The sequence below is a fragment of the Humibacter soli genome (assembly GCF_054779035.1).
On the sequence record NZ_BAAGYX010000001.1, the window covers coordinates 2,294,204 to 2,311,655 of the forward strand.

Consider the following 17,452-nt stretch of genomic DNA (forward strand, 5'->3'; position numbering starts at 1 on the left):
GTCAGCTTTCCTTCACGTCGAGGAGGGAATCGATGATGCGTCGTGTGGCGACCCAGTCGCCGACGTTGCGTCGGTAGACGGCACGGCCGGCATCCGTGATGCGGTAGTACTTGCGGCGGCCGCCCTGCGTCTCGTCGCCCCAGTAGGGCTCCACGAGTCCGTCTTTGGTGAGGCGGCGGAAGCTCGCGTAGAGCGTCGCCTCCTTGATCTCGTAGCCGCCGCCTGTGGCATCCCGGATCGCCTTGTGGATCTCGTAGCCGTAGCTGTCTCCGCGGCGCAGCACTCCGAGCACGATGGTGTCGGTGTGGCCGCGAAGCAGGTCGGCTGCGAACGCTGAGGATGTCGCGTCGTCTTGTGCCGCGGCGCTCGATGCTCGGTCGGCGGTCGACGCTGCGCCGGGGCGCCTCCCCTGGTCGCCGCTCGACGCTGCGCCGGGGCTCCCCAGTTCGCCGCCTTCGCCGTGCGCTCGATCGATGTTGTGGTCCATGTGAAGTACTGTAACAGATCAAGTACTCATGCTGTCAATACCTATCCGAGACCGTGCTGGATCTCGGAGATTCGCCCGGATGCGCGGCCAGTCGTCTCCGCTCAGCGGCGTGGCGCCGCAGATCTCCGAAACCGGCATGGCGCCACAGCAGAAGTGCGGGACTGAGGCGCCTAGTCGCGCTTCTCCCACGGCCAGCGGGGCCGTCCGCGCTGGTCGACACGCGAGGCCAGCACGATCATGTCGAGCAGTACGACGATGAACGAGAGGATGCCCGCAGCCGCCGCGAACGGACCGATGAGCTGCTCCACCACGAACGGGCCGACCGCGTAGGGATCGGCTATGCCGACGACGACTCCCCCGCCAACGGCGTAGCCGAGATACGAGCCGACCCCGAGCAGCAGCGCGACGCCGATCGCGATGTCGTGTCGATGAGGCGGCACACGCAGTGCCCGCACGAGGAGGCCGGCGAAGACCACGGCGACGGCGACGGCAACGGCGATCGGACCGGCGAGGATGCCCGCATTCGGGTCATCGATCACGTCGCGTTCGAGCAGCACGCTCAGCACCCCGAGCGCCGCGATCAACAGCGCGCCGTACAGCACCGTTGCGAAGGCGGCGAGGGTTGCGGCGTAGCGACGAAAGTCCATGGTGTGACGCGACGACGCTGGACCGAAACTGCGGGGTCAGGCCGTCGGACCTGCCTGGATGCGACGGTCGTAGTCGCGCTGCGCCTCAAGGTTACGCTCGCGCACCCGACGTCCTCGTGCCGCAACCCATGCACCGAACCACAGGGACGTCTCCAGGGCGACGACGGCCGCCGCGAAGGTCAGCGGGCTGGACCACAGCGTTCCGAGGAACTGCGTGACCTCGCCCGAGCTGAACTTCCACGCGCTCACCGTGAGCAGTGCTCCGCCGACATAGCCGAAGTACACGATCACGCCGACGAAGAACGACCCGATGCCGTACGCCCACCAACCACCGCGATTCACGATCACGATCAGCAGAACGAAGGCGAGGAAGAAGACCACGACAGGCACCCAGAAGCCCGCCGTCTGCAGGTAGTTCTCCCAGAGGGTGACCGACCCGCGGGGCTGGCGGAGCGCGAAAAGCCCGAGTGTCACCACGGCGAAGACCACGGCGTACGCGACGGCCCCCACGACCGCGATCAGGATGCCCATCAGTCGGTTGCCCTTGGCCTTCGGCGGTGTGGGCGCGGTGACGTACACCGGCGTCGGCGTCACGCTCGGGGCGGCCGCTTCGGCGCCGGCCGCTGTGGCGCCGGCTGCTGCGCCTCCGGCAGCTGCGCCCCCTGCTGCTGCACCGGCGTACTCGGCCGGGTAGGTCTCGGTCGCCGCCGCGTCGTAGCCCGCGTACGGCTCCTGCCCATACTCGGTACGCCTGTCGTATCCCGTCATGACGTCGGATGACTCGACAGCCGGCTCCGGCTCGCCGACATCCACGGGGATCTCGTCGATCCGCCGAGTTTCGTCATCCGCCGGTAGCTCGGAATGTGCCGCGGACTTGGGCTCGGATGCCACAGGCGCAGCCTCCGCTCCGGCAGCCGCAGCCTCCGTTCCGGCGGACTCGGCCTTCGCTTCGGCGGGCTCGGCCGCCGAAGCGGCAGCCGGCTCGGCAGGTCCGTTCTGTGCTGCGGAAGCCGCGGCGACAGGTTCGGCCGCTTCGGCATCCGCGCCGGGCTCTGCTCCCGGATCGCCGGACTCGGCAGTTTCGGACTCGGCCGACTCCGCGGGCTCGACAGGGACTGAGCCCGTCGCCTCTGAGCCGTCGACCGGCTCGCCCGTCCCCTCGTTGGGACCCTGCGTTTCGTTGCTCATGGTGCCTCCCCGGCCGGTGGTGCTCGCGGCTTCGCCGTACCCAGACTGCTGCAGCCACCGTAGCAACGCCCCGGCCTCAGGCACAGCAGGCGCACCGCCGCCCTGGCGCACCGCCACCCTGGCGCACCGCCGCACCCGCCCCATCGCACCCACCTCACCGCCACGCGGCCACCACGCCAGCGGCGTCACCCACCCCCGCTACGGCCGCCGTAAAAACAGCAGGGATCGCGCTCTCTCACCGAATACCGCAGAAATCCTCCTGTTTTCGGCGCCATCTGCTGTTTTCGCTGCCGCTGGCGGGGGGCTGCGGGTGGTGGGGGTGGTGGGAGATGCACAGAAGCCCCGCGCCGAGTGGCGCGGGGCTTCTGGTGGGTGGGAGCCTCAATCAGTTGTATCGCCGCTTCGCGGCTCACAACTTCCCGCGGTTCGGCAAAGCGAGCAGGCTCGCTTTGCTCTCACCTTGGTCAGTTGTAGGTACCCGGGGTGTAGTCGTCCGAGCTGAAGCTGTCGAAGTCGACAAAGCTCAGGTCGTTCTCGTTGAACACGGTGTCATCGGTGAAGATGCGGTTCGGGTAACGCTCCGCCTTCGCTTCCTCGGTGGCCTCGACGGCCACGTTGCGGTAGCGCTGCAGACCGGTACCGGCCGGGATCAGCTTTCCGATGATGACGTTCTCCTTGAGACCGATCAGCGGGTCGCGCTTGCCCTCCATGGCGGCCTGCGTGAGAACACGCGTGGTCTCCTGGAACGACGCGGCCGACAGCCACGACTCCGTCGCGAGCGAGGCCTTGGTGATACCCATGACCTCCTGGCGAGCGGATGCCGTCTTCTTGCCCTCGACGAGCGCAGCACGGTTGATCTCGTTGTACTTCGCACGGTCGACGAACTCACCGGGCAGAAGGTCGGTCTCACCGTGATCCACAACGGTCACCTTGCGCAGCATCTGGCGAACGATGACCTCGATGTGCTTGTCGTGGATCGGAACACCCTGCGAGCGGTACACGCCCTGCACGCCGCCGACGAGGTGCTCCTGCACCGCGCGGATGCCGCGCACGCGCAGCACCTCCTTCGGGTCGACCGTGCCGACGATGAACTGCTGACCGAGCTCGACGTGGTCGCCGTCCTCGACGAGCAACGTCGAGCGCTTGAGCACCTGGTAACGGTGCTCCTCGTCGCCGTTGTCGGGGGTGAGCACGACGTAGCGGGCCTTCTCGGTGTCCTCGATCGTGACGCGGCCGGGGGCCTCGGCGATCGGGGATGCACCCTTCGGGGTGCGCGCCTCGAACAGCTCCTGCACGCGGGGCAGACCCTGCGTGATGTCGTCTGCAGATGCCGAACCACCGGTGTGGAAGGTACGCATCGTCAGCTGCGTTCCGGGCTCACCGATCGACTGGGCCGCGATGATGCCGACGGCCTCGCCGATGTCCACGAGCTTGCCCGTTGCGAGCGAGCGGCCGTAGCACTGGGCGCAGACACCGACGGCGGACTCGCACGTGAGCACGGAGCGCACGCGGATCGTCTCGATGCCGGCCGCGATCAGCTTGTCGATCAGGACGTCACCGACATCCTCACCGGCCTCGGCGATCACGGTGCCCTTCTCGTCCACAGCGTCGGTGGCGAGGGTGCGGGCGAACACGGAGTTCTCCACGTTCTCGTCGCGGATGAGCACACCCTCGGAGTCACGAGCACCGATCGAGAGGTCGAGCCCCTTGGTCGTGCCGCAGTTCTCCTCGCGGATGATGACATCCTGCGAGACATCCACCAGACGACGGGTGAGGTAACCCGAGTCGGCCGTACGGAGAGCCGTGTCGGCCAGACCCTTGCGGGCACCGTGCGTCGCGATGAAGTACTCGGCCACCGAGAGTCCCTCGGAGTAGCTCGAGATGATCGGACGCGGGATGATCTCACCCTTCGGGTTGTTCACCAGACCACGCATACCGGCGATGTTGCGCACCTGCAGCCAGTTACCACGAGCTCCGGAGGACACCATGCGGTTGATGGTGTTGTGCTCCGGGAAGTTCTCGCGCATGGCCTTGGCGACCTCATCGGTGGCGTCGGTCCAGATCTTGATCAGCTCCTGGCGACGCTCCGCCTCGGTGGTCAGACCCTTCTCGTACTCGCTCTGGACCTTCGCGGCCTTCTTCTCGTAGGAGGCGATGATGTCCTTCTTCGAGGGCGGGGTGACGATGTCGCTCAGGGCGACGGTGACACCGGACCGTGCGGCCCAGTAGAAACCGGCATCCTTCACGCGGTCGAGCGTTGCAGCGACCTCCACCTTCGGGTAGCGCTCCGCCAGGTCGTTCACGATCGACGACAGCTTGCCCTTGTCGGCGACGGCCTCGACGTACGGGTAGTCCACCGGAAGGGTCTCGTTGAAGATCGCGCGGCCCAGCGTGGTCTCGCGTAGCGCGGTTCCGCCCTGCACGAAGCCCTCAGGGGCGTCTTCCTCAGCGAGGTACAGACCCTCGAGACGGATCTTCACCTTGGCGTTCAGGTCGAGCGAACCCTGGTCCTTGGCGAGGATCGCCTCGGAGACCGACGAGAACGCACGGCCTTCACCCTCAGCGCCCTCGCGGACGGTGGTGAGGTGGTGCAGACCGATGATCATGTCCTGTGCGGGCAGGGTCACCGGACGGCCGTCGGACGGCTTCAGGATGTTGTTCGACGCGAGCATCAGGATGCGCGCCTCGGCCTGAGCCTCGACGGACAGCGGAAGGTGAACGGCCATCTGGTCACCGTCGAAGTCCGCGTTGAACGCGGCACACACGAGCGGGTGCAGCTGGATCGCCTTGCCCTCGACGAGCTGCGGCTCGAACGCCTGGATGCCCAGACGGTGCAGCGTCGGTGCACGGTTCAGCAGAACGGGGCGCTCGCGGATGATGTCCTCGAGCACATCCCACACCTGCGGGTTGGCGCGCTCCACCATGCGCTTCGCGGCCTTGATGTTCTGCGCGTGCTGCAGGTCGATCAGGCGCTTGATGACGAACGGCTTGAACAGCTCGAGCGCCATGTCCTTCGGCAGACCGCACTGGTGCAGCTTGAGCTGCGGGCCCACGATGATGACCGAACGGCCCGAGTAGTCGACGCGCTTGCCGAGCAGGTTCTGGCGGAAGCGACCCTGCTTTCCCTTGAGCATGTCGCTCAGGGACTTCAGGGCGCGGTTGCCGGTACCCGTGACGGGACGACCGCGGCGGCCGTTGTCGAACAGCGCGTCGACGGCCTCCTGCAGCATGCGCTTCTCGTTGTTCACGATGATCTCGGGAGCACCGAGGTCGAGCAGACGACGCAGGCGGTTGTTGCGGTTGATCACGCGGCGGTACAGGTCGTTCAGGTCGCTCGTCGCGAAGCGGCCACCGTCGAGCTGCACCATCGGGCGGAGCTCCGGCGGGATGACCGGCACGACGTCGAGCACCATGGCGGCCGGCGAGTTGCCGGTCTGCAGGAACGAGTTCACGACCCGGAGGCGCTTGATGGCGCGGATCTTCTTCTGACCCTTGCCGTTGGCGATCTGGTCGTGGAGCAGCTCGGCCTCGGCGGTCAGGTCGAAGGCCTCGAGACGCTTCTTGATCGACTCGGCGCCCATGTAGGCCGTGAAGTACAGGCCGTAGCGGTCGACGAGCTCGTTGAAGTCGGCGTCCTCAGGCTTGAGGTCGCCCACCTTCAGGTTGCGGAACGAGTCCCACACGCGCTCGAGCCTGGCGATGTCCTCGTCGAAGCCCTTGCGGATCTGCGACATCTCCTTCTCGGCGCCGTCGCGGGTGCGGCGCTTCTGCTCGGCCTTCGCACCCTCTTCTTCAAGAGCGGCGAGGTCGCCCTCGAGCTTGGCGAGACGGTCGGCCACGCGGGAGTCCCGCTGGTCGGTCAGCGCCTTGATCTCGAGGCGGAGCTCGTTCTCGAGTCCGGGCAGGTCGTCGTGACGACCCTGCTCGTCCACGTCGATCACCATGTAGGCGGCGAAGTAGATGACCTTCTCAAGGTCCTTCGGAGCCATGTCGAGCAGGTAGCCGAGGCGGCTGGGCACACCCTTGAAGTACCAGATGTGCGTCACCGGAGCGGCGAGCTCGATGTGGCCCATGCGCTCGCGGCGCACGGAGGACTTGGTGACCTCCACGCCGCAGCGCTCGCACACGATGCCCTTGAAGCGCACGCGCTTGTATTTTCCGCACGCACACTCCCAGTCACGGGACGGCCCGAAGATCTGCTCACCGAACAGACCGTCCTTCTCGGGCTTCAGGGTGCGGTAGTTGATGGTCTCGGGCTTCTTGACCTCACCGTGGGACCAGCGACGGATGTCCTCTGCCGTGGCCAGGCCGATACGAAGCTCGTCAAAAGTTGTTGCGTCGAGCAATTTCTCTCCTCGTAAGAAAGTTCGTCAGTAGTCGTATTCGAGAGCTGAGCTGCGAAGCGTCAGATCTCGTCGATCGACGAAGACTCGAAGTGGCTGGAAAGGTTGATGCCGAGCTCCTCGGCTGCGCGGTACGCCTCGTCATCCGTGTCGCGGAGGCTCACCGGAGTGCCGTCTGCCGAGAGCACCTCGACGTTCAGGCACAGCGACTGCATCTCCTTGATGAGAACCTTGAAGGACTCCGGGATGCCCGGCTCCTGGATGTTCTCGCCCTTGACGATGGCCTCGTACACCTTCACGCGGCCAAGGATGTCGTCGGACTTGATGGTCAGGAGCTCCTGCAGTGCGTAAGCGGCGCCGTATGCCTCGAGCGCCCACACCTCCATCTCACCGAAGCGCTGGCCACCGAACTGCGCCTTACCACCGAGCGGCTGCTGGGTGATCATCGAGTACGGTCCGGTCGAGCGCGCGTGGATCTTGTCGTCGACCAGGTGGTGCAGCTTGAGGATGTACATGTAGCCGACCGAGATGGGCTCGGGGAACGGCTCGCCGGAGCGGCCGTCGAAGAGCTGCGTCTTTCCGCTGTGGTCGATGAGGCGCTCACCGTCACGAGTCGGCAGCGTCGAGTCGAGCAGACCTGCGATCTCCTCCTCGAGCGCGCCGTCGAACACCGGCGTCGCCACCTTGGTGTTCGGGGCGGCCTCGCGTGCGGCCTCCGGAAGGGCCTTGGCCCAGTCGGGGTTGCCGTCGACCTTCCAGCCCTGCTTGGCGGCCCACCCGAGGTGGATCTCCAGCACCTGGCCGAAGTTCATGCGGCCGGGAACACCGAGCGGGTTGAGGATGACGTCGACAGGGGTGCCATCCGCGAGGAACGGCATGTCTTCCACCGGGAGGATGCGCGAGATGACGCCCTTGTTGCCGTGGCGTCCCGCGAGCTTGTCGCCGGCGGTGATCTTGCGCTTCTGGGCGATGTAGACCACGACGCGCTGGTTCACGCCGGAGCCGAGCTCGTCGTCTCCGTCGACAGCGTCGAACACCTTGACGCCGATGATGGTGCCCTCTTCACCGTGCGGAACCTTCAGCGAGGTGTCGCGCACCTCGCGGCTCTTCTCGTTGAAGATGGCGCGCAGCAGGCGCTCCTCGGCCGACAGCTCGGTCTCGCCCTTCGGCGTGACCTTTCCGACCAGGATGTCGCCGGGGCGAACCTCGGCACCGATGCGGATGATGCCGCGCTCGTCGAGGTCGGCCAGCAGGTCCTGGCTGACGTTCGGCAGGTCGCGGGTGATCTCCTCCTTGCCGAGCTTGGTGTCGCGGGCATCCACCTCGTACTCCTCGATGTGGATCGAGGAGAGGGTGTCGTCCTTCACCAGGTTCTGGCTGAGGATGATCGCGTCCTCGTAGTTGTAGCCCTCCCACGGCATGAACGCGACGAGCAGGTTCTTGCCGAGCGCGAGCTCGCCGTTCTCGGTCGCGGGACCGTCGGCGATGACCTCGCCGGCCTCGATGCGCTCACCGGCGTTGACGATCACGCGGTGGTTGTAGCTCGTGCCCTGGTTCGAGCGGTCGAACTTGCGCAGGTAGTAGGTCTGCGTTCCACCCTCGTCGAGCTGGATGGTGACGGCGTCGGCCGACACCTCGGAGACGACACCGGCCTTCTCGGCCGTGAGCACGTCACCGGCGTCGATGGCCGCGTAGCCCTCCATACCGGTTCCGACGTTCGGCGACTCGCTGCGCAGAAGCGGAACGGCCTGGCGCTGCATGTTCGCACCCATGAGGGCGCGGTTCGCGTCGTCATGCTCGAGGAACGGGATGAGCGAGGTGCCCACCGAGACCATCTGGCGCGGCGAGACATCCATGTACCCGATCTGGTCGGCGGGGACCAGGTCGACCTCGCCGCCCTTCTGGCGGGCGAGAACGCGGTCCTCCGAGAAGTGACCGTCCGCCTGAAGCGGCGCGTTCGCCTGGGCGACGACGAAGTCGTCTTCCTCGGATGCCGTCAGGTAGTCGATCTGATCGGTGACCTTGCCGCCGACGACCTTGCGGTACGGCGTCTCGATGAATCCGAACGAGTTGATGCGCGCGAACGACGCGAGCGAGCCGATCAGACCGATGTTCGGGCCTTCAGGCGTCTCGATCGGGCACATGCGGCCGTAGTGCGACGGGTGAACGTCGCGCACCTCGACACCAGCGCGGTCACGCGAAAGACCACCGGGGCCGAGCGCCGACAGGCGGCGCTTGTGGGTCAGGCCCGCGAGCGGGTTGTTCTGATCCATGAACTGCGACAGCTGGCTCGTTCCGAAGAACTCCTTGATCGCGGCGACGACGGGGCGCACGTTGATCAGGGTCTGCGGGGTGATCGCCTCGATGTCCTGCGTGGTCATGCGCTCGCGAACGACGCGCTCCATGCGGCTGAGGCCAGTGCGCACCTGGTTCTGGATGAGCTCGCCGACCGCGCGGATGCGACGGTTGCCGAAGTGGTCGATGTCGTCGACATCCAGGCGGATGTCCGCCGCCTTGCCGTGACGCACACCGTCGATCGCGTAGGTGTTCTCACCGAGCTGCTTCACGACAGGCGCTGTCGGGTCGTGCAGGGCGACCAGGTACTTGATCGTCTTGATGATGTCCGCGTTGGTCAGCACCGAGTCCGCGAGAGGGGCGTCGAGGCCCAGCTTGCGGTTGATCTTGTAACGGCCGACCTTGGCGAGGTCGTAGCGCTTCGGGTTGAAGTAGAAGTTGTCGAGCAGCGCGCGTGCGGCCTCTGCGGCCACCTGCTCGCCCGGACGCAGCTTGCGGTAGATGTCCTTGAGCGCCTCTTCCTTCGTAAGGATGGCGTCCTTCTCCAGCGTGAGCTCGATCGACGTGAAGCCCTTGAACTCCTCGAGGATCTCCTCGCTCGTCAGACCGAGCGCCTTGAGGAAGACCGTGACGGACTGCTTGCGCTTGCGGTCGATGCGCACGCCGACCTGGTCGCGCTTGTCGATCTCGAATTCGAGCCATGCGCCACGGCTCGGAATGATGCGCGCGGAGTAGATGTCCTTGTCGGAGGTCTTCTCAGGGGTGCGCTCGAAGTACACGCCGGGGCTGCGGACCAGCTGCGACACGACGACACGCTCGGTGCCGTTGATGATGAACGTGCCCTTCTCGGTCATCAGCGGGAAGTCGCCCATGAACACCGTCTGGGTCTTGATCTCACCCGTGATGTGGTTCATGAACTCCGCCTCGACGTAGAGAGGCGCGGAGTAGGTCTTGCCCTTCTCCTTGCACTCGTCGATGGAGTACTTCTTCTCCTCGAGGAAGGGGTTGGTGAAGCTCAGCTGCATGGTCTCGCTGAGGTCTTCGATCGGAGAGATCTCTTCGAAGATCTCCTCCAGGCCGCTGTGAGACGGCAGATCCTGACGACCCTGTGCCTCGGCCTCGGTGACGCGCGCCTTCCACGCGTCGTTGCCGACCAGCCAGTCGAAGCTCTCCGTCTGAAGGGCGAGGAGATCCGGAACCGTGAGGGTGTCAGTGATCTTGGCGAACGAAAGACGAGAGTGGTCTCGTCCGTTCTTGGGTGTGGGAGTGGAAGATGCGTTGCGCGCAGCAGCCAAGGAAATAACCTCCATGGGGTTCCACGAGGAACCGCGGGTGACTGTCGGTCAGGTTGTGGTGTGGACGAGGACTCCCGCTACAGTGGTGGCTTGCCGATGTGCTCTATCTGACCCGCTCCTGCGCCGAGGAGCCGAGCCCGTATACACACGAGAAGACACGCCGAGCCGACCGCAATATGAAGGCATGAGTGTGTGGGAGCGCAAAGTACGAGTATATGCGCATTCACTCGTTCGTGTCTACTAGATTCTTGACCTGAGACACGACTAGGGGTATAAGCGCAGCTTCGGGTCGGATTATTCCCTCCTCAGGAGCGGGCCAAGGCGATCGCCTGCGCTCGGTCGCGCACCTGCAGCTTGGCGAACAGCGCGTTGATGTGGGTCTTCACGGTCGCCATGCTGACGAAGAGGGATGACGCGATCTCGGCGTTGCTGCGGCCCTCCGCCACCAGAGCGAGAACCTCGGCCTCGCGCTGGGTGAGCTGCGGATGACGCTCCCGCAGCTCCTCGGCGGATGGCGCCCCCGCGCGCGCGTCGGCCCGGGTGGGTGCACCGGAAGCGCCGGACTCGGGCTCGACCGTCGCGGGCACGCCCGTGAGGCCGCCGATCAGGCGCGCGCCGACGTCGCCGGACAGCGTGGTCTGGCCGCGCGCGACGGAACGCACAGCAGCGGCCACCTCGGAGCGAGAGGCGTCCTTGGTGAGGTATCCGCGGGCGCCTGCGCGCAACGCTCCCATCACTGATGCGTCGTCGGCATACGTCGTCAGCACGAGCACAGCGACCGACGGGTGCTCCGCCACGATGCGAGCCGTCGCGCCCGCGCCGTCGAGCACGGGCATCCGCAGGTCCATCAGCACGACATCCGGCAGCACTTCGGAGACGAGCCGGAATGCCTCTTCGCCGTCGGAGGCCTCCCCGACGACGTCGATGTCGGGGAGCAGGTCGAGCACGGTGACGAGCCCGTCGCGCACGATCGCCTGATCGTCGGCGACGACCACGCGGATGACGTCATTTGCGGTCATCTCGGGGCTCCCTTCGACGAGGGGTCATGGACGGGATCGGTGGTCTCCGCTGTGCGGACCGCGTCAGCTGTCGGAGCCGACGGGAGCAAGCGACGCGGCCGCGTGCACCGTGAACGAGTCGCCCTGTCGCTCGATCTGAACGCTACCCCCCTCGAGCTCGGCGAATCGCTCGCGCATGCCGTCGATACCGCGACCGGAGCCCGAGGCGGCGAGCGCGCCGGCGGGCGAGCCGTTCGACACCGAATTGCTGACATCGAGCTCGACGCGATCATCGCCCCAGGTGATGCGCACCGTCACGGGCTCGCCCGGCGCGTGCTTGCGCGCGTTGCTCAGCGACTCCTGCAGGGCTCGCCGCAGGGCGGTCGCGAGCGCGTTCGGCACATCACGCGGGGAGCCGAGCTGCTCGAAATCGATACGGCCGCCCAAGCGCTCGTGGGCGTCGACGAGGTCGATCAGGGACGCGGCCAGGTCGGTGGATGGCACGGGAGCCGACGCATCCGCCGAGGACCGCAACGCCTCGACCGCTCGACGGGCCTCGGCCAGGCCGGAGGCGGCCATCGAGCGGGCGTCGTGCAGGCGGGCGAGTGCGGCATCCGTCTTGCCTGCCTCGAGCTGGGCGTCGACGGCGTCGAGCTGGATCACGAGGCCGCCGAGGCTGTGCGCGAGCACGTCGTGCATGTCGCGGGCGAGCGCCTGCCGCGCAGCGAGGGTGGCGGCCTTCGCCTGCTCCTCCCGCATGTTCGCTGCGCTCTCCGCGAGTTCGATCGCAGCATCCTGCCTTGCTCTCGACTGCCGCCGGTTGGCACCTCCGAGCACCGCGATCGCCACCGCGAACTCGAGGGACAGGATGCCCTCCACCGACACACTCGCACTGCCCGTCGCGGCGGCCACAACGGGCACGGCCGCCACCATCCCGGCGGCGATCAGCGCGTACAGGTAGCCGAGCCACGCCGGCTCGTCGCTCGTGCCGGTCATCGCGAGCAGGGCGGAGATCACCGGCACGATCATCAGCCCGTTCGTCGGCCAGGCGGTGAGAGCCCCGAACACGATCATGATGAGAAGGAGCACGCGCACCAGCACGACGAACCGGCCGTTGTCGGGAACGAGCAGGAGGACGACCCACGCCAGCACCGAGACGACGGCGAACGGAATCGGCCACAGCTCGAGGTGGCCGCCGACTCGCTCGGCGACCAGGTACGTGCACACCACGAGGATGCCGAGGGCGTTCAGCGTGACGCCGAAGCCGGTGCGCCCCAGGCGCGAGGACCGCCCATTCACGGTCATCCTCGCCCCCTCCATCGCCGATCGGACCCCACTGCCGGCCCGAACCTCTCGCGAAGGCGCCTGCACGGACAACGCCCGTCCGGGCTGGGCCGGACGGGCGTATGTCGTGGCTGCGGCCTTGCGATCATCCTGCCGCATCGTCATGGGTGCAGGTCGGTGTCAGACGCGTGCCGGGGCAGCGAGACGGTTGGCGCGGTACAGGATGACCCCGACGCGAGCGATGCGGTTCGCGGCGACCATCAGCAGGATGACCCCCGTCGACGCCGCCAGCGCCGAACCTGCTGCTGTGGCGAGGAAGTCGACACCGACGCGCACGACGATGAACACCACCCAGAGCAGCATGCCGAGCCATCCGGTGCGGGTCTCGAGCGTCACGAGGGCGCTGCCCGGTCGGCGGTCGTTCGCGTGGGCCTGCTGGTAGAGGCGCACGCCGTCGTCGGTCAGCGGCCGGATCGTCGCGATGGCGCCCATGAGCGCACCGATGCCCAGCGAGACCACGACCTCGACGAGGAGCACGCCGATGTCGACTCCGGTGATCGCCGACACCTTGGTCATGCTGCCGATGGTGATGATGCCGACGATCGCGAGCACTGCGGGCAGTCGCCACATGCGACCGGGGTCGACGGCACGCCAGGTCATCTGGCGGTAGCCGACCCAGATGACGAGCGCGATGATGACGATCGCATTGGTGACGAGCTGGATGGACACGATGCTCCTTATTTCGTTCTGATGGATCTGCGAGCGGATGGTCTCGCTCTCGATGCATCAACTCTCCCGGGAACCCGGCGTCGGTCCCACCTCCCACGGGTGGAGACGAGGGTGGAGATCTGCACGAGACGAGCGGGTGGAGATGCACGCCCATAGGCTGGGTGCGTGCGTGAGCATCCGTCGGTCGTCCTGAAGCACAGCGGCCTGCGCGCCGTGATCGAGCCGGATCGCTGGGTACCAGGTGCTTTCGAGCTGGTCGTGGATGGCACGCCTCAGTCGCACGTCGACCTCGACGACCCGACAAGGCTGTTCTTCGAGTACGTGCAGCGCATGGGCAACGTGATCGACCTGCTGGGCGAGCCGGGCGAGCCGATCACCGCTGTGCACCTCGGCGCCGGCGCGATGACGCTGCCCAGGTACGTCGCGGCGACGCGTCCGGGCTCGCGTCAGCAGGTGATCGAGCTCGAGAGCGACCTGGTCGATCTGGTGCGAGCGGAGCTTCCGCTGCCGAAGTCGGCGCAGATCCGGGTGCGGCACGGGGATGCCCGTGAGGTCGTCGCCAAGCTGCCCGCCGGGCTGCGGGGCACTGTCGACCTGCTGATCGTCGACATCTTCAGCGGCGCCCGCACCCCGGCGCACGTCACGAGCGTGGAGTTCTACCGCGAGGCCGTGTCGCTGCTCGCGCCGCAGGGGGTGGTGCTCGTCAACGTTGCGGACGGGCCGCCGCTCTCGTTCGCGCGAGGGCAGGCATCCACTCTGCGTTCCGTCGTCGAGCATGTCGCGGCGCTCGCGGAGACGCAGGTGCTGAAAGGCAAGCGGTTCGGCAACGTCGTGCTCGTCGGGTCGAACGCCGCACTGCCGATGGACTGGCTGCCGCGACTGCTGGCGAGCGGGCCGCACCCGGCGAAGGCTGTCGCGGGCGACGAGCTCAGGCAGTTCGTCGCTGGAGCACCCGTGGTGACGGATGACACAGCCGTCGCCTCTCCGCTGCCTGGCCGCTCGGTCTTCCAGCTGCGCGACTAGAGAATCAGCCCTAGCGGGAATGGCGGAAGCGCAGGCGCTGGCCGGGCCGCAGCTGGGCGAAGGCGTCGAGGTCGGCATCCGTGACGACGGCGATCACCGGATATCCGCCCGTCACAGGCCCGTCGGCGAGCAGCACGGTCGGCTCGCCTGAGGGCGGCACCTGGATGGCGCCCGGCGCCATCGCCTCGCTCGCGAGCTCTGCGCCGACGCGCGTCTCCGCCCGGGTGAGGGTCGCCCCGCTCGGTGACCGCAGTCGCGCCCCGACGCGGTTCGACTGCTGCGTGACCTCCCACTCGGTGTCGTAGAACGCCTCGACGGCCTCGTCGGCGAACCAGGCCTCGCGGGGACCGGGCACGACGTGCACGTCCACCTCGGCATCCGGCGGTGACGAGATCGTGAGCGCATCCACAGCAGGGATGTCGCCCTTCGCGTTCCCGCCGACGACGATCGTGTCTCCGTCGGCGAGCGCTACCGGGCCGAGCCTTGCACCGATGTCGGTCGACGCCGAGCCGAGCTCGAGTGGGACATCCACTCCGCCGCGCAGCGCGATCACGTATCGCAACCCGTGCTCGGCGATGCCGAGGCTCAGCACGTCGCCTGCATCGGCGAGTACCGCGACGTCCGGCTCGATCGGATGACCACCGAGGCGCAACCGACCCCTCGCGCCCGTCACCGCGAACCACGTCGGCCGCTCGAATCGCAGCTCGGCGCCGACCACCACCTCGAGACCCGCCGCGTGTTCGGCGTTTCCGACGAGTCGATTCGCCAGCCGCAGGGCTCCACGGTCGAGCGCCCCCGAGCGCCCGGCTCCGATGGAGGCCGTGCCCGTGCGACCGAGGTCCTCGACGAGCAGCTGCGGTCCGGCGCGCAGCACGGTGATCGAGTGAGGCGACGCGGGTGGCGCTGCGTGATCCTGCTCAGCTGACGAGACGGCAGCCTGAAGCGGTGACGAACTGCGCGTCGGCTCTCCCGAGGCGAGCGAGTCGACCGCGCGGAACCTCACCACGGTTCCTGGCGTGAGCAGCGCGGAGGGCGACGATCGGGGGCGCCAGAGCGGGGCATCCGTTCGGCCGATCAGCTGCCAGCCGCCCGGCCCCTCGCGTGGATACACCCCGCTGAAGCCGCCGGCGAGCGCGACCGAACCGGCGGGTACGACTGTGCGCGGGCTGGACCGGCGCGGAATCTCGAACCACTCCCCCTCTGCCACGAGATAGCCGAAACCGGGAGCGAAGCCGCCGAACGCGACCCGCCAGACCTCCTCGCCGTGGCGTCGAACCAGCTCGTCGACCTCGACGCCCGCGAGCCGAGCGGCTTCCGCGAGGTCCTCGCCGTCGTACACGACCTCGATGACAACCTCGGGAGCCGCGTTCCCCGCCGTGTCGTTCTCGTGCGCCGTCACCTCGCTGAGGGTGCGGTCCAACCAGGTGCGCACCGCATCGAGCCGCACCTCGCGGGGATCGAACAGCACCGCGACGGTGCGCGCCGCCGGCACGATGTCGTCGACGCCGTCCGGTCGCGTGGCGTCGAGGGCGTCGCGGGCTGCGAGAACGGTGTCGAGATCGTGCAGTTCGGCGAGCAGGGCTCGATCGCCTAGGCGATGGATGTCGAACCCGGCGTTCACCCGAAGGCCTCGACTCGTACCCCTGCAGCCTCGAGAGCCGCGCGCACCGCTGTCGCCATCGCGACCGCATCGGGGCTGTCGCCGTGGACGCACAGCGACGCAGCATCCAGCTCGATCATCTCGCCGTCGATGGTCTGCACGACACCCTCGACGGCCATGCGCACCGCGCGCTCGGCGACACCGTCGTCCGCGCCGAGTACGGCGCCAGGGCGGCTGCGCGGCACGAGCGACCCATCGGAGAGGTAGGCACGGTCGATGAACGCCTCGTACACGAACGGCACGCCACGCTCCCGGCACGCGCGTTCGATGGCGCTGCCCGCAAGGCCGAGCACGGGGAGGTCGGCGGGGTACGCCGCGACAGCATCCGCCACGGCTTCCGCGTGAACGGGGTCCGCCACGATGCGGTTGTACAGAGCACCGTGCGGCTTCACGTAGCGCACCTCCGCGCCGACGGATGCCGCTACCCCGGCGAGAGCGCCCAGCTGGTAGAGCACGTCGGCGTGCAGCTCGCTCGTGCCGGCATCCACGAAGCGCCGACCGAACCCTGCGAGGTCGCGGTACGAGACGTGGGCTCCGATCACGACGCCGCGCTCGCGCGCCGTCGCACAGGTGGTGACCATGGTCGCGGGATCCCCACCGTGGAATCCGCACGCCACGTTCGCGCTCGAGACGAGGTCGAGCATCGCAGCGTCATCGCCCATCGTCCAGGCGCCGAACGACTCTCCGAGGTCGCAGTTCACGTCGATCGTGCGCATCCCCTCATTGTGCCCGCGCTTCCGGTGTGCGCGGCGGCCCCACTTTCAGATCCACACGTCCACGTGCATGCGTTCACGTCCACGTGCATGCGTCCACGTCCACGCGCCCACAGGATGTCGCGACGATCGGCTCTCCCCACGCTCCCGGCGCGTCGCCCCGGGCGTCGGCCGCGCTCGTTAGCCTCGAAGAGTGGCTGAGTTGGTTCGCGTTCGCAGATGGGCAGAGGCACTCATCGTGATGCACCTCGATCCGAGCGTCTGGACCTTCGGCTTCGACAACGCCAAGACCCGCGGAGGTCAGTGCAACCATTCGACGAAGCGCATCACGGTGTCGCGACATCTCGCGGCGCGTTTCGACGACGACGAGATCCACCAGGTGCTGCTTCACGAGGTGGCCCATGCCCTCGCCGGTCCCTCGGCGGGCCACGGTGCGACGTGGCGGCGCATCGCGCGCGAGCTCGGATACGTGGGCAGCCGCACACTCGACAAGCCGGTCGCCGAAGATCTCGCCCCGTGGGTCGGCCACTGCCCCCACGGCCATCTGCACTACCGTTATCGACGGCCGACCAGACAGATGTCGTGCGCGAAGTGCTCTCGCAGGTTCTCGCGGGAGTTCCTCATCGTCTGGGAGTCTCGAGCCGCACGGGCCTAGCCGGTGTTGTTCGCCCACGCCCGGGTTCGCCCGGCCGCGATCCGGATGACCGGGCCGATCGCCTGACGAGCGCCGTCCCCCGGAATCGCTAGGCTTGCGCGGTAACCGATCACAACGGTTACATCCGTCCCGCAG

General features: G+C 67.5%; 12 protein-coding genes. 2 read left to right on the plus strand and 10 right to left on the minus strand.

From position 1 onward, the window contains the following. Position 1: 1 nt before the first annotated feature. The 8 genes from ACYVDN_RS10635 to ACYVDN_RS10670 form a co-directional block, all read right to left on the minus strand. Entirely contained in the window at positions 2 to 487 is a 486-nt protein-coding gene (locus ACYVDN_RS10635) for a PadR family transcriptional regulator (RefSeq protein WP_460571191.1), read from the minus strand. Between the two features lie 170 nt (positions 488 to 657). Further along, a complete protein-coding gene (locus tag ACYVDN_RS10640; RefSeq protein WP_460571193.1) occupies positions 658 to 1,134 on the minus strand; it encodes a DUF6121 family protein in 477 nt (158 codons plus the stop codon). Between the two features lie 36 nt (positions 1,135 to 1,170). Next, positions 1,171 to 2,322 carry a hypothetical protein gene (locus ACYVDN_RS10645; RefSeq protein ID WP_460571195.1) on the minus strand — a complete coding sequence of 384 codons (1,152 nt, stop codon included), beginning with the start codon at positions 2,320 to 2,322 and terminating at the stop codon, positions 1,171 to 1,173. Positions 2,323 to 2,786: 464 nt separating this feature from the next. Further along, entirely contained in the window at positions 2,787 to 6,668 is a 3,882-nt protein-coding gene (gene rpoC / locus ACYVDN_RS10650) for a DNA-directed RNA polymerase subunit beta' (protein ID WP_460571197.1), read from the minus strand. A 59-nt stretch (positions 6,669 to 6,727) separates the two neighbouring features. Continuing rightward, positions 6,728 to 10,255 (minus strand): DNA-directed RNA polymerase subunit beta, encoded by a 3,528-nt coding sequence (gene rpoB, locus ACYVDN_RS10655; protein ID WP_460571199.1) that lies wholly within the window; start codon positions 10,253 to 10,255, stop codon positions 6,728 to 6,730. A 305-nt stretch (positions 10,256 to 10,560) separates the two neighbouring features. Continuing rightward, entirely contained in the window at positions 10,561 to 11,274 is a 714-nt protein-coding gene (locus ACYVDN_RS10660; protein WP_460571201.1) for a response regulator transcription factor, read from the minus strand. A 63-nt stretch (positions 11,275 to 11,337) separates the two neighbouring features. Continuing rightward, positions 11,338 to 12,558, minus strand: a complete 1,221-nt coding sequence (locus ACYVDN_RS10665) for a sensor histidine kinase (protein ID WP_460571203.1) — start codon at positions 12,556 to 12,558, stop codon at positions 11,338 to 11,340. A 159-nt stretch (positions 12,559 to 12,717) separates the two neighbouring features. Continuing rightward, positions 12,718 to 13,266, minus strand: coding sequence for a hypothetical protein (locus tag ACYVDN_RS10670; protein ID WP_460571205.1), 549 nt, complete (start codon positions 13,264 to 13,266; stop codon positions 12,718 to 12,720). 165 nt (positions 13,267 to 13,431) lie between these two features. Between ACYVDN_RS10670 and ACYVDN_RS10675 the strand changes: the two genes are divergently transcribed. Beyond that, a complete protein-coding gene (locus ACYVDN_RS10675; RefSeq protein ID WP_460571207.1) occupies positions 13,432 to 14,289 on the plus strand; it encodes a spermidine synthase in 858 nt (285 codons plus the stop codon). Between the two features lie 10 nt (positions 14,290 to 14,299). On the opposite strand, the gene ACYVDN_RS10680 is transcribed toward ACYVDN_RS10675, so the two are convergent. Both ACYVDN_RS10680 and ACYVDN_RS10685 read right to left on the minus strand, forming a co-directional pair. After that, positions 14,300 to 15,910 (minus strand): 5-oxoprolinase subunit B/C family protein, encoded by a 1,611-nt coding sequence (locus ACYVDN_RS10680; protein ID WP_460571209.1) that lies wholly within the window; start codon positions 15,908 to 15,910, stop codon positions 14,300 to 14,302. Beyond that, positions 15,907 to 16,665, minus strand: a complete 759-nt coding sequence (locus ACYVDN_RS10685; protein ID WP_460571211.1) for a LamB/YcsF family protein — start codon at positions 16,663 to 16,665, stop codon at positions 15,907 to 15,909. The genes ACYVDN_RS10680 and ACYVDN_RS10685 overlap by 4 nt, the downstream gene beginning before the upstream one ends. A 190-nt stretch (positions 16,666 to 16,855) precedes the next feature. Between ACYVDN_RS10685 and ACYVDN_RS10690 the strand changes: the two genes are divergently transcribed. Continuing rightward, positions 16,856 to 17,317, plus strand: coding sequence for a SprT-like domain-containing protein (locus ACYVDN_RS10690; protein ID WP_460571213.1), 462 nt, complete (start codon positions 16,856 to 16,858; stop codon positions 17,315 to 17,317). Positions 17,318 to 17,452 lie beyond the last annotated feature (135 nt).